General features: G+C 69.8%; 11 protein-coding genes and 1 pseudogene. All 12 read right to left on the bottom strand.

Annotated elements, in window-relative coordinates:
* Positions 1 to 8 precede the first annotated feature (8 nt).
* Complete coding sequence (locus ACTWJ5_RS01150) at positions 9 to 752, bottom strand: N-formylglutamate amidohydrolase (RefSeq protein WP_444437311.1); 744 nt, start codon at positions 750 to 752, stop codon at positions 9 to 11.
* Positions 736 to 2,067 carry a glutamine synthetase gene (locus ACTWJ5_RS01145; protein WP_444437310.1) on the bottom strand — a complete coding sequence of 444 codons (1,332 nt, stop codon included), beginning with the start codon at positions 2,065 to 2,067 and terminating at the stop codon, positions 736 to 738. The genes ACTWJ5_RS01150 and ACTWJ5_RS01145 overlap by 17 nt, the downstream gene beginning before the upstream one ends.
* Positions 2,068 to 2,081: 14 nt before the next feature.
* Entirely contained in the window at positions 2,082 to 2,723 is a 642-nt protein-coding gene (locus ACTWJ5_RS01140) for an isochorismatase family cysteine hydrolase (RefSeq protein WP_444437309.1), read from the bottom strand.
* Positions 2,724 to 2,725: 2 nt separating this feature from the next.
* Positions 2,726 to 3,583 (bottom strand): MurR/RpiR family transcriptional regulator, encoded by an 858-nt coding sequence (locus tag ACTWJ5_RS01135; protein ID WP_043269847.1) that lies wholly within the window; start codon positions 3,581 to 3,583, stop codon positions 2,726 to 2,728.
* Positions 3,584 to 4,105: 522 nt separating this feature from the next.
* Entirely contained in the window at positions 4,106 to 4,306 is a 201-nt protein-coding gene (locus ACTWJ5_RS01130; RefSeq protein ID WP_009614826.1) for a hypothetical protein, read from the bottom strand.
* A gap of 121 nt (positions 4,307 to 4,427) precedes the next feature.
* A complete protein-coding gene (locus ACTWJ5_RS01125) occupies positions 4,428 to 5,363 on the bottom strand; it encodes a LysR family transcriptional regulator (protein ID WP_249918174.1) in 936 nt (311 codons plus the stop codon).
* Between the two features lie 714 nt (positions 5,364 to 6,077).
* The gene (locus tag ACTWJ5_RS01120) at positions 6,078 to 6,782 is read right to left on the bottom strand and encodes an NAD(P)H-dependent oxidoreductase (protein WP_444437308.1); all 705 of its coding nucleotides are present in this window, start codon (positions 6,780 to 6,782) and stop codon (positions 6,078 to 6,080) included.
* A 200-nt stretch (positions 6,783 to 6,982) separates the two neighbouring features.
* A complete protein-coding gene (locus ACTWJ5_RS01115; protein WP_444437307.1) occupies positions 6,983 to 8,401 on the bottom strand; it encodes an aldehyde dehydrogenase family protein in 1,419 nt (472 codons plus the stop codon).
* Positions 8,394 to 9,584, bottom strand: coding sequence for a pyridoxal phosphate-dependent aminotransferase (locus ACTWJ5_RS01110; RefSeq protein ID WP_444437306.1), 1,191 nt, complete (start codon positions 9,582 to 9,584; stop codon positions 8,394 to 8,396). The genes ACTWJ5_RS01115 and ACTWJ5_RS01110 overlap by 8 nt, the downstream gene beginning before the upstream one ends.
* A gap of 54 nt (positions 9,585 to 9,638) precedes the next feature.
* Positions 9,639 to 11,313, bottom strand: a pseudogene (locus tag ACTWJ5_RS01105) (5-guanidino-2-oxopentanoate decarboxylase); the annotation flags it as partial.
* Between the two features lie 132 nt (positions 11,314 to 11,445).
* Complete coding sequence (locus ACTWJ5_RS01100) at positions 11,446 to 13,536, bottom strand: acetate--CoA ligase family protein (protein ID WP_444437305.1); 2,091 nt, start codon at positions 13,534 to 13,536, stop codon at positions 11,446 to 11,448.
* Between the two features lie 10 nt (positions 13,537 to 13,546).
* Complete coding sequence (locus tag ACTWJ5_RS01095; RefSeq protein ID WP_074980578.1) at positions 13,547 to 14,707, bottom strand: acyl-CoA dehydrogenase family protein; 1,161 nt, start codon at positions 14,705 to 14,707, stop codon at positions 13,547 to 13,549.
* Positions 14,708 to 14,713 lie beyond the last annotated feature (6 nt).

Raw genomic sequence — 14,713 nt, 5'->3', positions numbered from 1 at the left:
TCTTGGGCTTACAGCCAGGGCGCCAGGCGCTCGGCCCAGGCCTGGACGGCGGCGGCTTCGCGCAAACCGTCGTTGCGGATTTCCAGGAGCACGGCGTCGAGGCCGCGCTCGTCGCCGTGCACCGGCACGGTCATGTCCTCGGCCGGGTCGATGTCGTAGGGCTGGTTGGCGCCGATCTCGCCGCCGCCCTGGCGCAGGCCGTTGACTATCCGCTGTGCATAGCCTTCGGCGCGGCCATAGAGCACGCCGGCGATCCACGGCCGCGGCACGCCGCGGTAGCTCGGGGTGAAGCTGTGCACGCCGACGATGCGCGTCGGCTGCCCGGCCGCCTGGCGCTGGTCGATCAGCTCGGCCAGGGCTCGGTGGAAGGGTTCGAACAGGCGCGCCTGGCGTTCCCGGCGGTTCGCCTCGCCCAGCCCCAGGTTGCCGGGGATGGGGTAGACCTCGCTGTGCTCGGGAATGCTGTCCGGCGCCGCCAGCGGGCGGTTCAGGTCGATCAGCAGGCGCGAGTAGCCGGCCGCCAGCAGCGGCGCGTCGAGGCGCTCGGCCAGTGCTTCGGCCAGGGCCAGGGCGCCGATGTCCCAGGCGATGTGCTCCTGCGCCGCGGCGTCGTCGAGGCCGAGCTGCGCCAGTTCCGCCGGGATGTAGCGGCTGGCGTGCTCGCAGACCAGCAGCACCGGGCTCTTGCCCTGCGGGTTTAGCAGGCGGAACGGCGGCTCGCGGTAGATTCCGCTTTCAGTAGAGGCTGGCATAGCGTTGGCACACCTGGTCGTCGGTGAGGTCGCGGGTCAGCGCCAGTTCCTGGCGCTTCATGGCGAAGTAGGTCTGCAGCAGCGCCGGCGGCAGCTGCGCGCAGAGCGTGTGATCGTCCATCAGCAGTTGCAGGGCTTCTTCCAGCGAGCCGGGCAGCGCGCGGATGCCGAGAGCTTCGCGCTCGGCGGCGCCCAGCGAGTCCGGGTCGACGTCGGTGACCGCGCTCAATGCCAGGCGCTCCTGCAGGCCCAGGCGGCCGGCGATGAGCACCGCGGCCATGGCCAGGTGCGGCGAGGCGGTGGCGTCCATCGGGCGGAATTCCAGGTTGAACTGGCGCGCCAGCGGCTTGCCGCCAAGGCTCACCACCGGGCAGATGCGCAGCGCCGCCTCGCGGTTGCGCAGGCCCAGGCAGGCGTAGGCGGCGCTCCAGTGGTGCGGCTTCAGGCGCAGGTAGGAAACCGCCGTCGGCGCGCTCAGCGCGCACAGCGCCGGCAGGTGGCGCAGCACACCGGCGGCCCAGTGCCGCGCAGTCTGCGAGAGGTTGTCCGGCTGCTCGGCATCGTAGAACAGCGGGGCGCCGTCGAGGCTCTGCAGGCTCAGGTGCAGGTGCACGCCGTTGGTGACTTCGCCCGGCGCGCGCAGCGGCGAGAAGCAGGTGCCCAGGCCCATCTGCCGGGCGATCTCGCGGGTCAGCTCGCGCACGTTCACCGCGCGGTCGGCGGCGGCCACGCCCTGGGTCGGGCGGCAGGTCACCTCGTACTGGCGGCGGCCGTATTCGGGGAGGAACATCTCCGGTTCGGCGCCGGTACGCTCCAGTGCCGCCATCAGCCAGCCGGGGAAGTTGCCGGCGGCGCGCTGGGCCTGCAGCGAGAAGGCGCCGCCCGGGCCCTCGGGCAGGCCGAGCAGGGTGAATTCGTGTTCGAAGGCGGCGGTGACCTGCAGGCCCAGCTCGCGGTAGCGGGCGATCTCCTCGCGCAGCAGGGTGCGCGGGCACACCGGCCAGGGCGTGCCGTCGGTCTCCACCAGGTCGCCGTGGTAGTAGTCCAGCGGCGGCGCCAGCGGGTCCGGGCCCTGCTCCAGGTACAGGCGCGCCTGCGGGTCGGGCAGCAGGCGCAGGTCGCCGTGGCTGCCCCAGGGGTTGTCGTCGGCGATGATGTCCTGCGGCGTCAGCGCGCTGTTCGCCGGCACCCAGCCGCAGCCGCTGGCCAGTTGCTCGGCGACCGCGGCGGCCGGCAGCGAGCGGCCGCGGGTGACGCCGGCGAGGTCGGTGGTGACGAAGCTGCTCAGGTGCAGCGGCCCGGTGGCTTGGCTCATGGCGTGCTCCGCGGTCAGGCGAGGTCGGCGATACGCGCCAGCACCGCGTCGGTGTCGGCGATCCAGCAATAGCCCTTGATGGCTTCCAGGCAGGCCTGGTGGCGCTCGGCGGTGTGGGTGGCGCAGGCGTCCTCGACCAGGGTCACCAGGTAGCCGCGGTCGGCGGCGTCGCGCACGGCCATGTCCACGCACTGGTCGGTGACCACGCCGCAGACGATCAGGTGGCGCACGTCGAGGTTGCGCAGCACGTAGTCGATGGCGGTGGAGTTGAAGACCCCGGACGAGGTCTTGGGCAGGACGATTTCGTTCTCGGCCGGCGCCAGCGCATCGATCACCTGGGCGTCGGGGTGGCCCTTGGGCAGGTGCATGTCCGACAGCTTGTGGTCCAGGGAGCGGTCGCGGCCGTCGGCGGTGAGGCTTTCGATGATGGTGTGCAGCACGTTCTGCCCGGCGCCGCGCATGGCCGCCAGCAGGCGCTGCTGGTTGGGGATGACCTGGTTCTGCACGCGCTCATAGAAGTAGCGGGCCTTGTCCGCGTCGATGTGGGCGTCGCGGCCGGGGATGACCCAGGCGTTCTGCATGTCGACGAAGAGGATGGCGGTTTCGCCGCGGCGGTACGGCAGGTCGCGGGGCGACGGGTGGGGCAGGCTGAACATGGTCATTCCTCGAGCAGATGGGCGTTGAACGCGGCGCGCAGTTGGTCGATGCCGTCCAGGCGTTCGTCGAGCTGGCTGTCGCTGCGCGCTACCAGGCTGGCGATGAGCGCCTCGACCTGGGCCATGGCCGGCACCAGCGAGTCGAACGGCGAGGGAGATTCCACCGGCGCGCTGACGATCAGGTCGGCCAGCTCGCGCAGCGGCGAGGCGTAGATGTCGGTGAACAGCACCACCCGCGCGCCGCGGGCCTTGGCGGTCTGCGCGACGAGCTGGGCCTGGGCCTGGTAGCGGCGGTAGTCGAACAGCACCAGCAGCGACTGGCGGTCCATGTCGTGCAGCAGGTCGGGCAGCGCCATGCCGTCGTCCAGCCACAGGCAGCCGCCGCGCAGCAGGCGCAGGTGGGTGACCAGGTAGCCGGCGAGGAAGCGGCTGAAGCGCCCACCGTGGCAGAACAGGCGCAGGCGCGGGTCGAGCAGCCAGTCGCCGAGCAGGCGGATGTCGTCGGCGCGGGTCAGGTTCAGGGTGTGCTGCAGCTTGTCCGAGGCGTCGGCCAGGTAGCTCGACCAGGGGTCGTCGTGCTCCATGCGCTCGCGGCGTTCGGCGAGCAGGGTGCGCGGCGAGCGCAGGCGGTCGTCCACCTCGATCAGCAGGGCGTCCTGGAACTCGCCGTAGCCGGCGAAGCCGAGCTTCTTCACCAGGCGCAGGATGGTCGGGTCGCTGACCCCCGCCTGCCGCGCCAGGCGCGCCATGGGGCCCAGGCCCAGGCGCGGGTAGTCGTCGAGCAGGGCACGCAGCACCTTGCGCTCGGCCGGCGTCAGGGCGACGTCCGGCGCGGCCAGGCGGTCTTTGAGGCTGGACATGGCAGCTCCCTTGGAGGTTGTGCCTGGTCTTGTAGTGAATATTTCAAATTATTGCAAATACTTTGTTTGTGTTCGATTCACTACATTTCCGCCGCGCCGACAACCCGGCCGCTCTAGGGCGGGCCGTTGGGCAGGAAGGTTTTTTCCGGGCAAAAAAACGGCCGCTGAGTGCAGCGGCCGGAAAGAAGACGTCGATTGGAGCAATCGGATATCGGCGTCGGGAAGCAAAGCCAGTCGGCGTTGGAGGAACCGGCTGGCGTGAGGGGCGGAAGTTCGCAGTCACCGCCCCTCGGTGACACATCAGGCTGATCGTGTCGGGCCTGCCGGGAGAGCCCGGCAGATAAAGACAAGTCTATTGACCTATTTATTTCCGATAAAGCGCGAAGACGGCGAAAGACTTTTTCAGAAAATGAAAGAATGGCCGCCCCCGCCGGGATAAAAAAACGCCGCATTTCGTATGCGGCGCAAGGCATTGGGAATACCGGCTCACGCTCCGGGCTTCCCGGGGGAAAGTAACGCCGATCAGGAATCGGCGTTGGACTGGGCAGCGGCCTTGCCGGCGGTACGCTCGGCGTCGGAGGCCTGCTGGGCAGCGGCGATGGCGGCCTCGTTGGCTTTCACCATCTTGTCGGTCATCAGTCGGGACTCTTCGGCGAAGCTCAGTTGCACGAAGGACAGCGAGCAAACGGACAGCAGGGCAGCAACAACAAGTTTACGGGACATGATTTTCGAACCTTTGATTGGCCCCGCTCAGTGGGGGCGATGCAAAGGTTACGACTCGGTGACAGGTGGAAAAATAGCCGGCGCACCAATAAACCATTGCCTAAAAAGCAACAATCCGCTTTCAGGCCCAGTGCGCGGGATCGTTCATCACCTGTTCGTCGGCGTCGAACACCTTGGGCAGCTCTTCCTTGAGGAACTCCACCCAGGTGCGGATCTTGGCGTCGAGGAAGCGCCGCGACGGGTAGAGCGCGAAGATCTGCCGCCCGTGCAGGCTGCGCTCGGGCAGCACGCGCACCAGTTCGCCCTGGCGCAGCGCCGGCGCGGCCACGTAGCTGGGCAGCAGGCAGATGCCCATGCCGGCGCGGGCGGCCCCGGCCAGAGCCTCGGCGACGTTGACCATGAAGGTGTCGCGCGGGCGGATCACGCTCGCCTCGTTGTCTTCCTCGAAGGCCCAGCCTTCCGGGAAGGTCGGGTCCTGCAGGCGCAGGCAGCGGTGCTCGCGCAGGTCCTCGATGGCGCGCGGGGTGCCGCGCTCGGCCAGGTAGCCGGGGCTGGCGCAGAGCACGCTGTAGATGCTGCCGAGGGTCTGGGCGACGTATTCGGAGTCGGGCAACTCGCGGTCGCGGGTGATGACCACGTCCTGGCCTTCTTCGAGGATGTCCGGCTGGCGCTGGGCCAGGGTCAGCTCGATGTAGACCTCGGGGTGCTGCTGGCAGTAGCGCGAGATCAGCGGGATGAGATGCTGCTGGCCGAGCCCGGTCAGCGAGTGCACCCGCAGCCGGCCGCGCGGGCGCAGGTGCGCGCCGTTGGCCTCGGCTTCGGCTTCTTCGACGTCGAGGAGGATTTCCCGGCAGCGCTGCAGGTAGCGCTCGCCGGTCTCGGTCAGCGCCAGGCGCCGGGTGGTGCGGTGCAACAGGCGCGCCTGCAGGAAGGCCTCCAGGTCCGAGACCACGCGGGAGACCTGGGCGGTCGACAGGCCCAGGGCATTGGCGGCGGCGGTGAAGCTGCCGGCATCGACCACGCGGGCGAAGACCCGCATCGCATGTAAAGTGTCCACTGTTGCCCCGTCTGCAAAACTGAATCGCAGTATAGGGTCATTTTCCCGCGACAGTTGCCGGGTATAGTGGCAACCAGGTCGCTGCAGCAGCGATGGGTCCATCAGGCCCATCGTCTGGCACCCGGCACACCAGCCGCTTGCCAACACTCCCCCGCGCATACCCCGCTGCAGCGGCTGCCCTTTTCCTCCAAAGGCGCACGTCTTGATTGATGTGCGCCTTTTTTCGTTCGGGGTGAGTGCATCGAACCGTAGGAGCGAGCTTGCTCGCGAACCCTGGAGCGCCGCTTCCCTATCCCGTCATCCCCGCGAACGCGGGGAACCAGCGACTTCCACCGCGAACGTCAGCCACTGGGTTCCCGCGTTCGCGGGAATGACGAGGTTTCAGTACGGTGCCGACGCGCCGTTCAGCGCGGCAGCAGGTAGAGAACCCTAGAGCACCGAGCCCCCCTCCCGTCATCCCCGCGAACGCGGGGAACCAGCGACTTCCACCGCGAACATCAGCCACTGGGTTCCCGCGTTCGCGGGAATGACGAGGTTTAAGTACGGTGCCGGAACGCCGCTCAGCGCAGCAGCGGGTAGAGAACCCTGGAGCACCGAGCCCCTCCCGTCATCCCCGCGAACGCGGGGAACCAGCGACTTCCAGCGCGAACATCAGCCACTGGGTTCCCGCGTTCGAGGGAATGACGAGGTTTCAGTACGGTGCCGACGCGCCGCTCAGCGCGGCAGCGGGTAGAGGCGTTCGTCGAACTGCTCCAGGCGCGGGAATTCCAGGGGCTGGTCCTGATCCAGATGCTGCAGGCGGTCCTGGTACTGGCGCAGGAAGTCCTGGCGCGCGTCGTTGCTGATGTAGGGCACGTGCCAGGCGACGAAGGGCGGCAGCACGCTCATGCCGGTATAGGCCAGGGTGCCGCGCAGGATCGGCCGCAGCATGTCTTCCAGCGGGCCGTGGATGGCGCCTTCGCCGAACATGTGGTCGCGCCCGCCGAGGGTCACCGTCACCAGCGCCTTCTTGCCGGCCAGGCCGCCCTGGTCGTAGAAGCGCTTGCCACCGTAGCAGATGCCCGAGACCAGCACGCGGTCGAACCAGCCCTTGAGGATGGCCGGGGCGGAGAACCAGTAGATCGGGAAGTTGAAGATCACCAGGTCCGCCCAGAGCAGCTTGTCCAGCTCGGCCTGGATGTCGGTGGCGATGGTCATGGCCTTGGCGCCTTCGCGCTGTTCCAGGGCGTAGACCAGGTAGTCCGGGTTGGCGCGGGCGCCGAAGTCGGCGGCGCTGGCCACCGGGTTCCAGTTCATCGCGTAGAGGTCGGAGACTTGTACTTCGTGGCCCTGGCCCTTGAGGGTTTCCTCGGCCAGTTGGTAGAGCGCGGTGCTGAAGGACTGGGGTTCGTTGTGGGCGTGGATGATCAGTACGTTCATGTGGATTCCTGGCTAGAAAAGCGCTACTTGGCGGATTGGCGTACTGGCTCAGCACCCTCTCCCCAGCCCTCTCCCTGAAGGGAGAGGGGGCGTTCGTGTTCATCCTGCAGCGCCCTCTCCCGCCGGTAGCACCGAAGCGCTTTTGCCCCCTCTCCCGCTTGCGGGAGAGGGCTGGGGAGAGGGCGCTCTTCAGGCAGCTCTCAGAGTTGAATGGCCTTGTGTTCGACGAACTCCGCCAAACCTTCCTCGCCCCACTCGCGGCCGTTGCCGGACTGCTTGTAGCCGCCGAAGGGCGCGCGGTAGTTGAACGCGCCGCCGTTGACGAAGCATTGGCCGGCGCGCATCTGCCGGGCGAGGCGCAGGCCATCCTCGCGCTCGCCGGCCCAGACCGCGCTGGACAGGCCGAACGGCGAATCGTTGGCGATCTGCAGCGCTTCGGCCTCGTCGGCGTAGGGGATCAGGCACAGCACCGGGCCGAAGATTTCCTCGCGGGCGATGCGCATCGAATTGTTCACGTCGGCGAACAGCGTCGGCTGCACGTAGTGGCCGCGCTCCAGGCCGGACGGCCGTTCGGCGCCGCCGCAGAGCAGGCGCGCGCCCTCCTCCTGGCCGATGCGGATGTAATCCAGCACGGTGCGGCGCTGGCCGGCCGAGCACATCGGGCCGAGGAAGCTGTCGGCGTCGAGCGGGTCGCCCAGCTTCAGCGCCTCGGTCTCGGCGCGGGCGATTTCCAGAGCCTCGGCGTAGCGGCTGGCCGGCAGCAGCATGCGCGTCAGCGCGGTGCAGGTCTGCCCGGAGTTGATCATCACGTCCTGCACGCCGTGGCGCACGGCGGCCGCCAGGTCGGCGTCGGCGGTGATCAGGAACGGCGACTTGCCGCCCAGCTCCAGGCACACGCGCTTGACCGTCGGCGCCGCCGCTTCGGAAACGCGGATGCCCGCCGTGGTCGAGCCGGTGAAGGACACCATGTCCACGTCCGGATGCCGCGCCAGCGCCTCGCCGACCTTCGAGCCGGGGCCGCTGACCAGGTTGAAGACGCCGGCCGGCAGGCCGATGGCGTCGATCATCTCGGCCAGCAGGAAGGCGTGCAGCGGGGTGTCCTGGCTCGGCTTCACCACCACCGTGCAGCCGGCGGCCAGTGCCGGAGCGAGCTTGCCGATCAGCTGATGCAGCGGGTAGTTCCAGGGATTGATGAAGGCGCACACGCCCACCGCTTCCTTGACGATCAGCGAGTTGCCGACCTCGCGCACTTCGTCCATGTGCGCCGCCAGCGGGGCGTAGCTTTCCAGGCCCTCGATAGGCCCGTCGACCTGCACCATGCGGCACCACTGCACCGGCATGCCCAGCTCGGCGGTGATCAGCGCGGCCATCTCGTCGGCCCGCGCCCGCAGCTGCTCGGCCAGGGCGCGGATGTAGCCGGCGCGCACGCTGGAAGGCGTCCGCGACCAGGCCGGGAAGGCGCGCCGCGCGGCTTCCACCGCGCGGTTCACGTCGGCCTCGGCGCCCAGCGGCACGCGGCCGATGGTCTGTTCCGTGGCCGGGTTCTGCACCTCGGCCAGGCCCTGCCCTTGCGGCGCTACCCAGGCGCCGTCGATGTACAGCTGCAGGCGGTCATGCATAGCGCTTCTCCTTGAGCAGTTCGGCGGCGCACAGGGCGATGCGTCGGCAGGCTTCGCGCAGCGGCTCGGCGCCGAGCACCAGGCCCAGGCGGATGTGCCCGGCGGCGCTGGGGCCGAAGGCTTCGCCGGCCAGCACCGAGACGCCGTGGCGGTCCAGCAGCAGGTCGGCGAAGTCCTGGGCGGAAAGGCCGGTGGGACGGATGTCGACCATCACGAACATGCCGCCGTCCGGGCGCAGGGCGCGCAGGCCAACGCAATCGGCGAGGCAGTCGAGGACCAGATCACGGCGCTGGCGGTAGGCCTCGCGCATCGCCTCCAGCTCCGGCAGCTGGGCTTCCAGCGCGGTGCAGGCGGCGTCCTGGACGAAGTCCGGCGAGCCGTAGAGCATGCACAGGGCGAGGTTTTCCAGGTGGCCGCAGAGGTCCTGCGGGCCGACCACCCAGCCCACCCGCCAGCCGGTCATGGCGTGGGACTTGGACAGGCTGTTGAGGGTCGCGGTGCGCTCGGCCATGCCCGGCAGGCTGGCCGGGCTGATGTGTTCGCCGTCGAAGATCAGTTCGCTGTAGACCTCGTCGGAAATCATCCACAGGTCGTGTTCGATGCACAGCCGCGACAGGGCTTCCCAGGTGGCGCGCGGCAGGCTGGCGCCGGAGGGGTTGTGCGGGCTGTTGATGGCGATGGCACGGGTGCGCGGGGTGACCAGCCTGGCGACGTCCTCGGCCTGCACGCGGAAGCCGTGCTCGGAACGCACCGACACCGGCACCACCTTGGCCCCGCAGGCGCCGAACACCGCTTCGTAGGTGACGTACATGGGCTCGGCGACTATCACCTCGTCGCCCGGGTTCAGCAGGCATTGGGCGACCGCATAGAGCGCGCATTGCGCGCCGGCCAGGACCACCACGTTGTGCTCGCCGACCGCCTGGCCGCTGCGCTGCGTGTGGCGGCGGGCGATGGCCTCGCGCAGGTTGCGCTTGCCGCGCACGTCGGAGTAGTGGGTGTTGCCGGCCAGCAGGCTGTCGATGGCCGACTGCACGATGGGCGCCGGGGTGTCGAAGTCGGGGTCGCCCACCGACAGCAGCAGGACGTCGTCGCCCTGCTCCAGGCGCGCCAGGGCGCGGTAGTGGATGTCCCAGGCGGCGGCGCCGTCGCCGGCGATGCGTTGGGTGAGGTTCGAGAAGCGCATGACGGGGAGTCCTTCAATGCGCCGGGGCCTGCGCCCCGGCGGGTGCAACGGGGCCTACTTCGCGCAGGCGTGTTTCAGCTCGATCAGGGTCACGCCGGGGTGGGCGAAGCCTTCGCGCAGGTCGCGCTCCAGCTCGTCCAGGCTCTGCGGCTGGCGCATCTCGCAGCCGTAGGCGCGGCCGAGCAGGGCGAAGTCCGGGTTGCGCGGCAGCACGCCGACCGGCTCGATATCCAGGCCGAGCATGTCGTCGCGGATCTGCCCGAGGGCGTCGTTGTTCCACAGCACCACCACCAGCGGGCTGTCCAGCTCCTCGGTGGCAGTGGCCAGTTCCTGCGCGGTGTAGAGGAAGCCGCCGTCGCCCACCAGCACCAGGCCGGGGCGCTCCGGCGCGCCGAACTTGGCGCCGATGCCGGCCGGCACGCCGTAGCCGAGGGTGCCGTAGCCGGTGGGGTGCAGCCAGCCGCGCGGCGCCTGGCTGGGGTACAGGTAGTTGGCGGTGTAGGCCAGCTGGGTCATGTCGCTGGCGATGAAGGCGTTGGCCGGCAGCGCCTTGGCGATGCGTTCGAGGATCGCCTTGTGGATAAGCTGCAGCGGCGCGTGGCTGGCATCGAGTTGCTGGCGCAGCTGGGCGACGCGGTCGATGGCGCTGCCGGCGTCGCGCTTGGCGGCCGGCAGCGCGGCGAGCAGCGCTTCGGCGGTGGCTTTCGAGTCGCCCAGCAAAGCCACGGCGCTGGGGTAGAAGTCGTTGAACTTGCGCGAGTCGACGTCGACGCGGATCAGCTCGCCGCCCAGCGGCAGGCGCTCGCGCCAGTAGTCGGTGTCGGCCATCTCGGTGCCGATGGCCAGCACCACGTCGGCCTCGGCGATCATGTCCCAGCCGGCCTGGGTGCACAGGGTGGCGCCGGCAGCCAGCGGCGCTTCCGGGGCCAGCAGGCCCTTGCCGGCGACGCTGGTGAACAGCGGCGCTGCCAGGCGTTCGCTGAGCGCGGCCAGGGCGTCGGCGGCATGCAACGCGCCGCCGCCGGCGATAATCATCGGCCGCTTGGCCGCGGCGAGCTTATCCACAGCCTGGCGCAGCGCGTCGGCGGCGGGCTGGCCACGGCCGGCGCGGCGCACCACTTCGTGGGTCCAGTCGCGGGCGATGGGCGCGGCGAGCACGTCCAGCGGCACCGAGATGTGCACCGGGCGCGGGCGCTCGCTGTCGAACACCGCGTAGGCGCGGGCGATCAGCTCGGGCAAATCTTCCGGGGTCAGGGCGACCGCCGAGAACGCGGTGATCGGCGCGGTCATGGCGCGCTGGTCCTGGGTCTCGTGCAGGCAGCCCCAGCCCTTGCCCAGGCTGGCGGTGTGGTTGACGCTGGAGATCACCAGCAGCGGGATGGAGTCGGCGTAGGCCTGGCCGATGGCGGTGGCGGCGTTGGTGACGCCCGGGCCGGTGATGATGAAGGCCACGCCGGGCTTGCCGCTGACGCGGGCGTAGCCGTCGGCCATGAAGCCGGCGCCCTGCTCGTGGCGGGTGAGCACATGGCGGATGCCGCTGCCGGGCAGGCCGCGGTACAGCTCCAGGGTGTGCACGCCGGGGATGCCGAACACGGTGTCGACGCCGTAGTTGGCCAGCAGGCGGACCAGGGCCTGGCCGCCGGTGAGGGTCTTCTGTTGTTGCATGGGCAAATCCTCGTCTGTCCGGCGACGTGTGTGATCGCCGTTCGCGCCGTAGCGCTCTTGCCCCCTCTCCCGCTTGCGGGAGAGGGCTGGGGAGAGGGGCTCTTCGCCGGCCGCATCGGTGCGTCGGCCCGCCACCCTCTCCCCCAGCCCCTCTCCCTGAAGGGAGAGGGGAGCGTTCGTGTTCCCCTTCAGGTCCTCAGGCGTCGGCCAGCCGTATGAGCGCATCCACCGCCACGGCGCCTTCGGCGTTCACCAGCAGCGGGTTGACGTCCAGTTCCAGCAGGCCGTCGGCGTGCTCGCAGGCGTAGTCGGCGACCGCGCGGATGGCGTCCACCAGCTTGTCCATGTCCACCGCCGGGCGGCCGCGGAAGCCGCTGAGCAGCGGCGCACTGCGCAGGCCCAGCAGGGCGTCGCGGATGGCCGCGTCGGTGGTCGGCAGCAGCAGGCTGCGGCTGTCCTTGAGCAGCTCGACGAGGATGCCGCCGGCGCCCAGCACCAGGGCCAGGCCGAAGCCGACCTCGCGCTTGATGCCGACGATCAGCTCGGCCAGCGGCGGGCTGGCCATGCGTTCCAGCAGCACCTTGTCGAAAGCCACGCCGGGGGCGTGCTTCGCCAGGTTCTCGCGCATGTCGAACAGCGCCGCTTCCAGGGCCGCTTCGTTGCGCAGGTTCAGCGCCACGCCGCCGGCCTCGGTCTTGTGCGGCAGCTCGGCGCTGACCGCCTTGAGCACCAGCGGATAGCCCAGGTCGGCGGCGGCCTCGCGGGCCTGGCCGGGGGTGCTGAGCACGGCGGCCGGCAGCGGCAGGCCGAAGGGTTTCAGCGCCTGCTTGGACTGCCACTCGTCGAGCAGCCGGCCCTGGCCGTCGATGGCCTGCGGGCACAGCGGCACCAGCGCCGCCTCGCCACGGGCCAGCAGCGCGTCGCGGCGCTGGCGGTAGTGGGCGATGCGGCCCCAGGCGGCGAGGCCGTCTTCCACACCTTGCAACGCGGCTACGCCGTGGCCGTGCAGCAGCTCGCGGGCGTGGGCCGGCAGCAGTTCGGGCAGCGCCGAGGCGATGAAGCCGACCTTGTCGTGGCGCTTCAGCGCCGCGCAATACAGTTCCAGCAGCAGGTCGCACTGCGGGCGCTCGCCGGTTTCCTCGCCGGGGTAGTCGAGCACCAGCAGAGCCGCGTCGGCCGGCGTGCGCAGGGCGCTGTCGAGCATCCGCTCCAGCGCCGGGCCGTCGCCCCAGATGGCGGTGGTGAAGTCCAGCGGGTTGGCGATGTTGGCGTAGTCCGGCAGCACCTGGGCCAGTTCGGCGCGCTGCGCGTCGACCAGCTTGGGCAACGGCAGGCCGTTGCGTTCGGCGTAGTCGGCGATCAGCCCGGCGTCGCCGCCGGAGCAGGCCAGCGCGGCCAGGCTCGGGCCGGCCGGCAGGTTGCCGCAGGCGGCGGCCTTGAGGGTTTCGATGAAGCTCACCGGGCCGCTGACGCGGATCACCCCGAGGCGGTCGAAGAGCGCGTCGTACAACGCGTCGGAGCCGGCCAGCGAGCTGGTGTGGCTGAGCGCCAGTTCCGCGCCTATCTGCGAGACGCCGGTCTTCAGCGCGATCACCGGGATGCCTTTCTGCAGCGCCTTGTAGGCGGCGCGGGCGAAGCCGGGGACGTTCTTCAGGCCTTCCAGGTGCAGGCCGATGGCGGTGACGCGCGGCTCGTCGAGCAGCACGTCCATCAGCTCGGCCACGCCCAGCTGGGCCTGGTTGCCCACCGAGGCCATGTAAGCGATCGGCAGCGAGCGGTCGCTCATCGACAGGTTGTAGGCGAAGTTGCCGCTCTGCGTCAGCACCGCCACGCCCTTCTCGACGATGTGCCCGCCGTGGGCCACCGGCCACAGCGCGGCGCCGTGCAGGTAGTCGAGCAGGCCGTAGCAGTTGGGACCGAGCAGGGCCATGTCGCCGGCCACATCGAGCAGGCGCTGTTGCAGGGCCTGGCCCTCGGCGCCGGTTTCGGCGAAGCCGGAGGCGTAGCAGATGGCGCCGCCGGCGCCCTTGGCGGCCAACTCCGCGACCGCGTTCAGGGTCAGGTCGCGGTTGGTGGCGACGAACACCGCGTCCGGGCCTTCGGGCAGCTCGGCGATGCCGCGCACGCAGGGCACGCCTTCGAGTTCGTCGTATTGCGGGTTGACCAGCCACAGCGGCCCGGCGAAACCGCCCTCGGCGCAGCGCTTGAGCGCGCGGGCCATGCTGCGGCCGCCGATGAAGGCCAGGTGACGGGGCGCCAGCAGGCGCTTGAGGTTTTCGCGTTGCATGGTCCGGACCTCAGCGCAGCAGCGGCCGCAGCAGTTCGCGGGAGATGATGTGGCGCTGGATTTCCGAGGTGCCTTCCCAGATGCGCTCGATGCGCGCGTTGCGCCAGATGCGTTCCACCGGGCCTTCGTCCATCAGGCCCATGCCGCCGAAGATCTGCACGGTCTCGTCGGCGACCTTGCCGAGCACTTCGCTGGCGAACAGCTTGGCCATGCCGGCCTCGCCGTCGGTCATGCTGCCCTGGTCCATCTTCCACGCGGTGTGCAGGGTCATCAGCTCGGCGGCGCGGATCTGCGTGGCCATGTCGGCCAGCTTGAAGGAAATGCCCTGGTAGCTGCCGATGGCCTGGCCGAACTGCTTGCGGTCGGCCGACCATTGCAGGGCCAGGTCCATGGCGCGCTGGGCCTGGCCGACGCAGTTGGCGGCGACCATCACGCGGCCGGCGGTGAGCCAGGCGTTGGCCACTTCCCAGCCCTTGTCGACTTCGCCGAGGACCTTGGAGGCCGGCACGCGGCAGTCGTCGAAGAAGATTTCGTAGGTGTGGTAGCCCTTGTTGCTGACGCATTTCGGGCCGCGGCGCACGGTCATGCCGGCGGTGCCCTTGTCGACCAGGAAGGCGGTCACGGCGTTGCGCTTCTTGCCGTTGCGCTCGTAGGTGTCGGTGACGGCGAAGACGATGGCGAAGTCGGCGTGCCCGGCGTGGCTGATGAAGTGCTTGGCGCCGTTGATGACGAAGTCGTCGCCGTCGCGCACGGCGCGGGTCTTGATCGAGTTGGCGTCGGAGCCGGCGCCCGGCTCGGTGAGGGCGAAGCAGTCGATCTTCTCGCCGTTCACGCAGGGCAGCAGGTAGTCCTGCACCTGCTGGCCCTTGCAGGCCATGAGGATTTTCGACGGCCGCGCGACGAACACGTGCAGCGCCCAGGAGACCTTGGACAGCTCGCGCTCGACCAGCGCCTGGGACAGGTAGTCGAGGCCGCCGCCGCCGACTTCCTCGGGCATGTTGAAGGCATAGAAACCGGCGGCCAGCGCCTTGCCGCGAATCTGCGCGGCGAGCTCCGGCGACACCGCGTCGGCGCGGTCGACTTCTTCCTCGTGGGGCAGCAGCTCTTTCTCGACGAAAGCCTTGACCGCCTCGACGAGCATTTCCTGTTCCTGGGTCAGTTTGAAATCCATGGGGAA

It is taken from the genome of Pseudomonas sp. A6 (assembly GCF_052367875.1).
Classification (GTDB): Bacteria; Pseudomonadota; Gammaproteobacteria; order Pseudomonadales; family Pseudomonadaceae; genus Pseudomonas; species Pseudomonas citronellolis.
This window is presented reverse-complemented; position numbering and strand designations above follow the sequence as displayed.

What these genes read in the sequence shown, in the direction of transcription:
- ACTWJ5_RS01120 (WP_444437308.1), bottom strand. Translation starts at nt 6,782, where the DNA reads ATGAACGTACTGATCATCCACGCCCACAACGAACCCCAGTCCTTCAGC.
- ACTWJ5_RS01115 (WP_444437307.1), bottom strand. Translation starts at nt 8,401, where the DNA reads ATGCATGACCGCCTGCAGCTGTACATCGACGGCGCCTGGGTAGCGCCG.
- ACTWJ5_RS01110 (WP_444437306.1), bottom strand. Translation starts at nt 9,584, where the DNA reads ATGCGCTTCTCGAACCTCACCCAACGCATCGCCGGCGACGGCGCCGCC.
- ACTWJ5_RS01135 (WP_043269847.1), bottom strand. Translation starts at nt 3,583, where the DNA reads ATGTCCAGCCTCAAAGACCGCCTGGCCGCGCCGGACGTCGCCCTGACG.
- ACTWJ5_RS01150 (WP_444437311.1), bottom strand. Translation starts at nt 752, where the DNA reads ATGCCAGCCTCTACTGAAAGCGGAATCTACCGCGAGCCGCCGTTCCGC.
- ACTWJ5_RS01145 (WP_444437310.1), bottom strand. Translation starts at nt 2,067, where the DNA reads ATGAGCCAAGCCACCGGGCCGCTGCACCTGAGCAGCTTCGTCACCACC.
- ACTWJ5_RS01100 (WP_444437305.1), bottom strand. Translation starts at nt 13,536, where the DNA reads ATGCAACGCGAAAACCTCAAGCGCCTGCTGGCGCCCCGTCACCTGGCC.
- ACTWJ5_RS01130 (WP_009614826.1), bottom strand. Translation starts at nt 4,306, where the DNA reads ATGTCCCGTAAACTTGTTGTTGCTGCCCTGCTGTCCGTTTGCTCGCTG.
- ACTWJ5_RS01095 (WP_074980578.1), bottom strand. Translation starts at nt 14,707, where the DNA reads ATGGATTTCAAACTGACCCAGGAACAGGAAATGCTCGTCGAGGCGGTC.
- ACTWJ5_RS01140 (WP_444437309.1), bottom strand. Translation starts at nt 2,723, where the DNA reads ATGTTCAGCCTGCCCCACCCGTCGCCCCGCGACCTGCCGTACCGCCGC.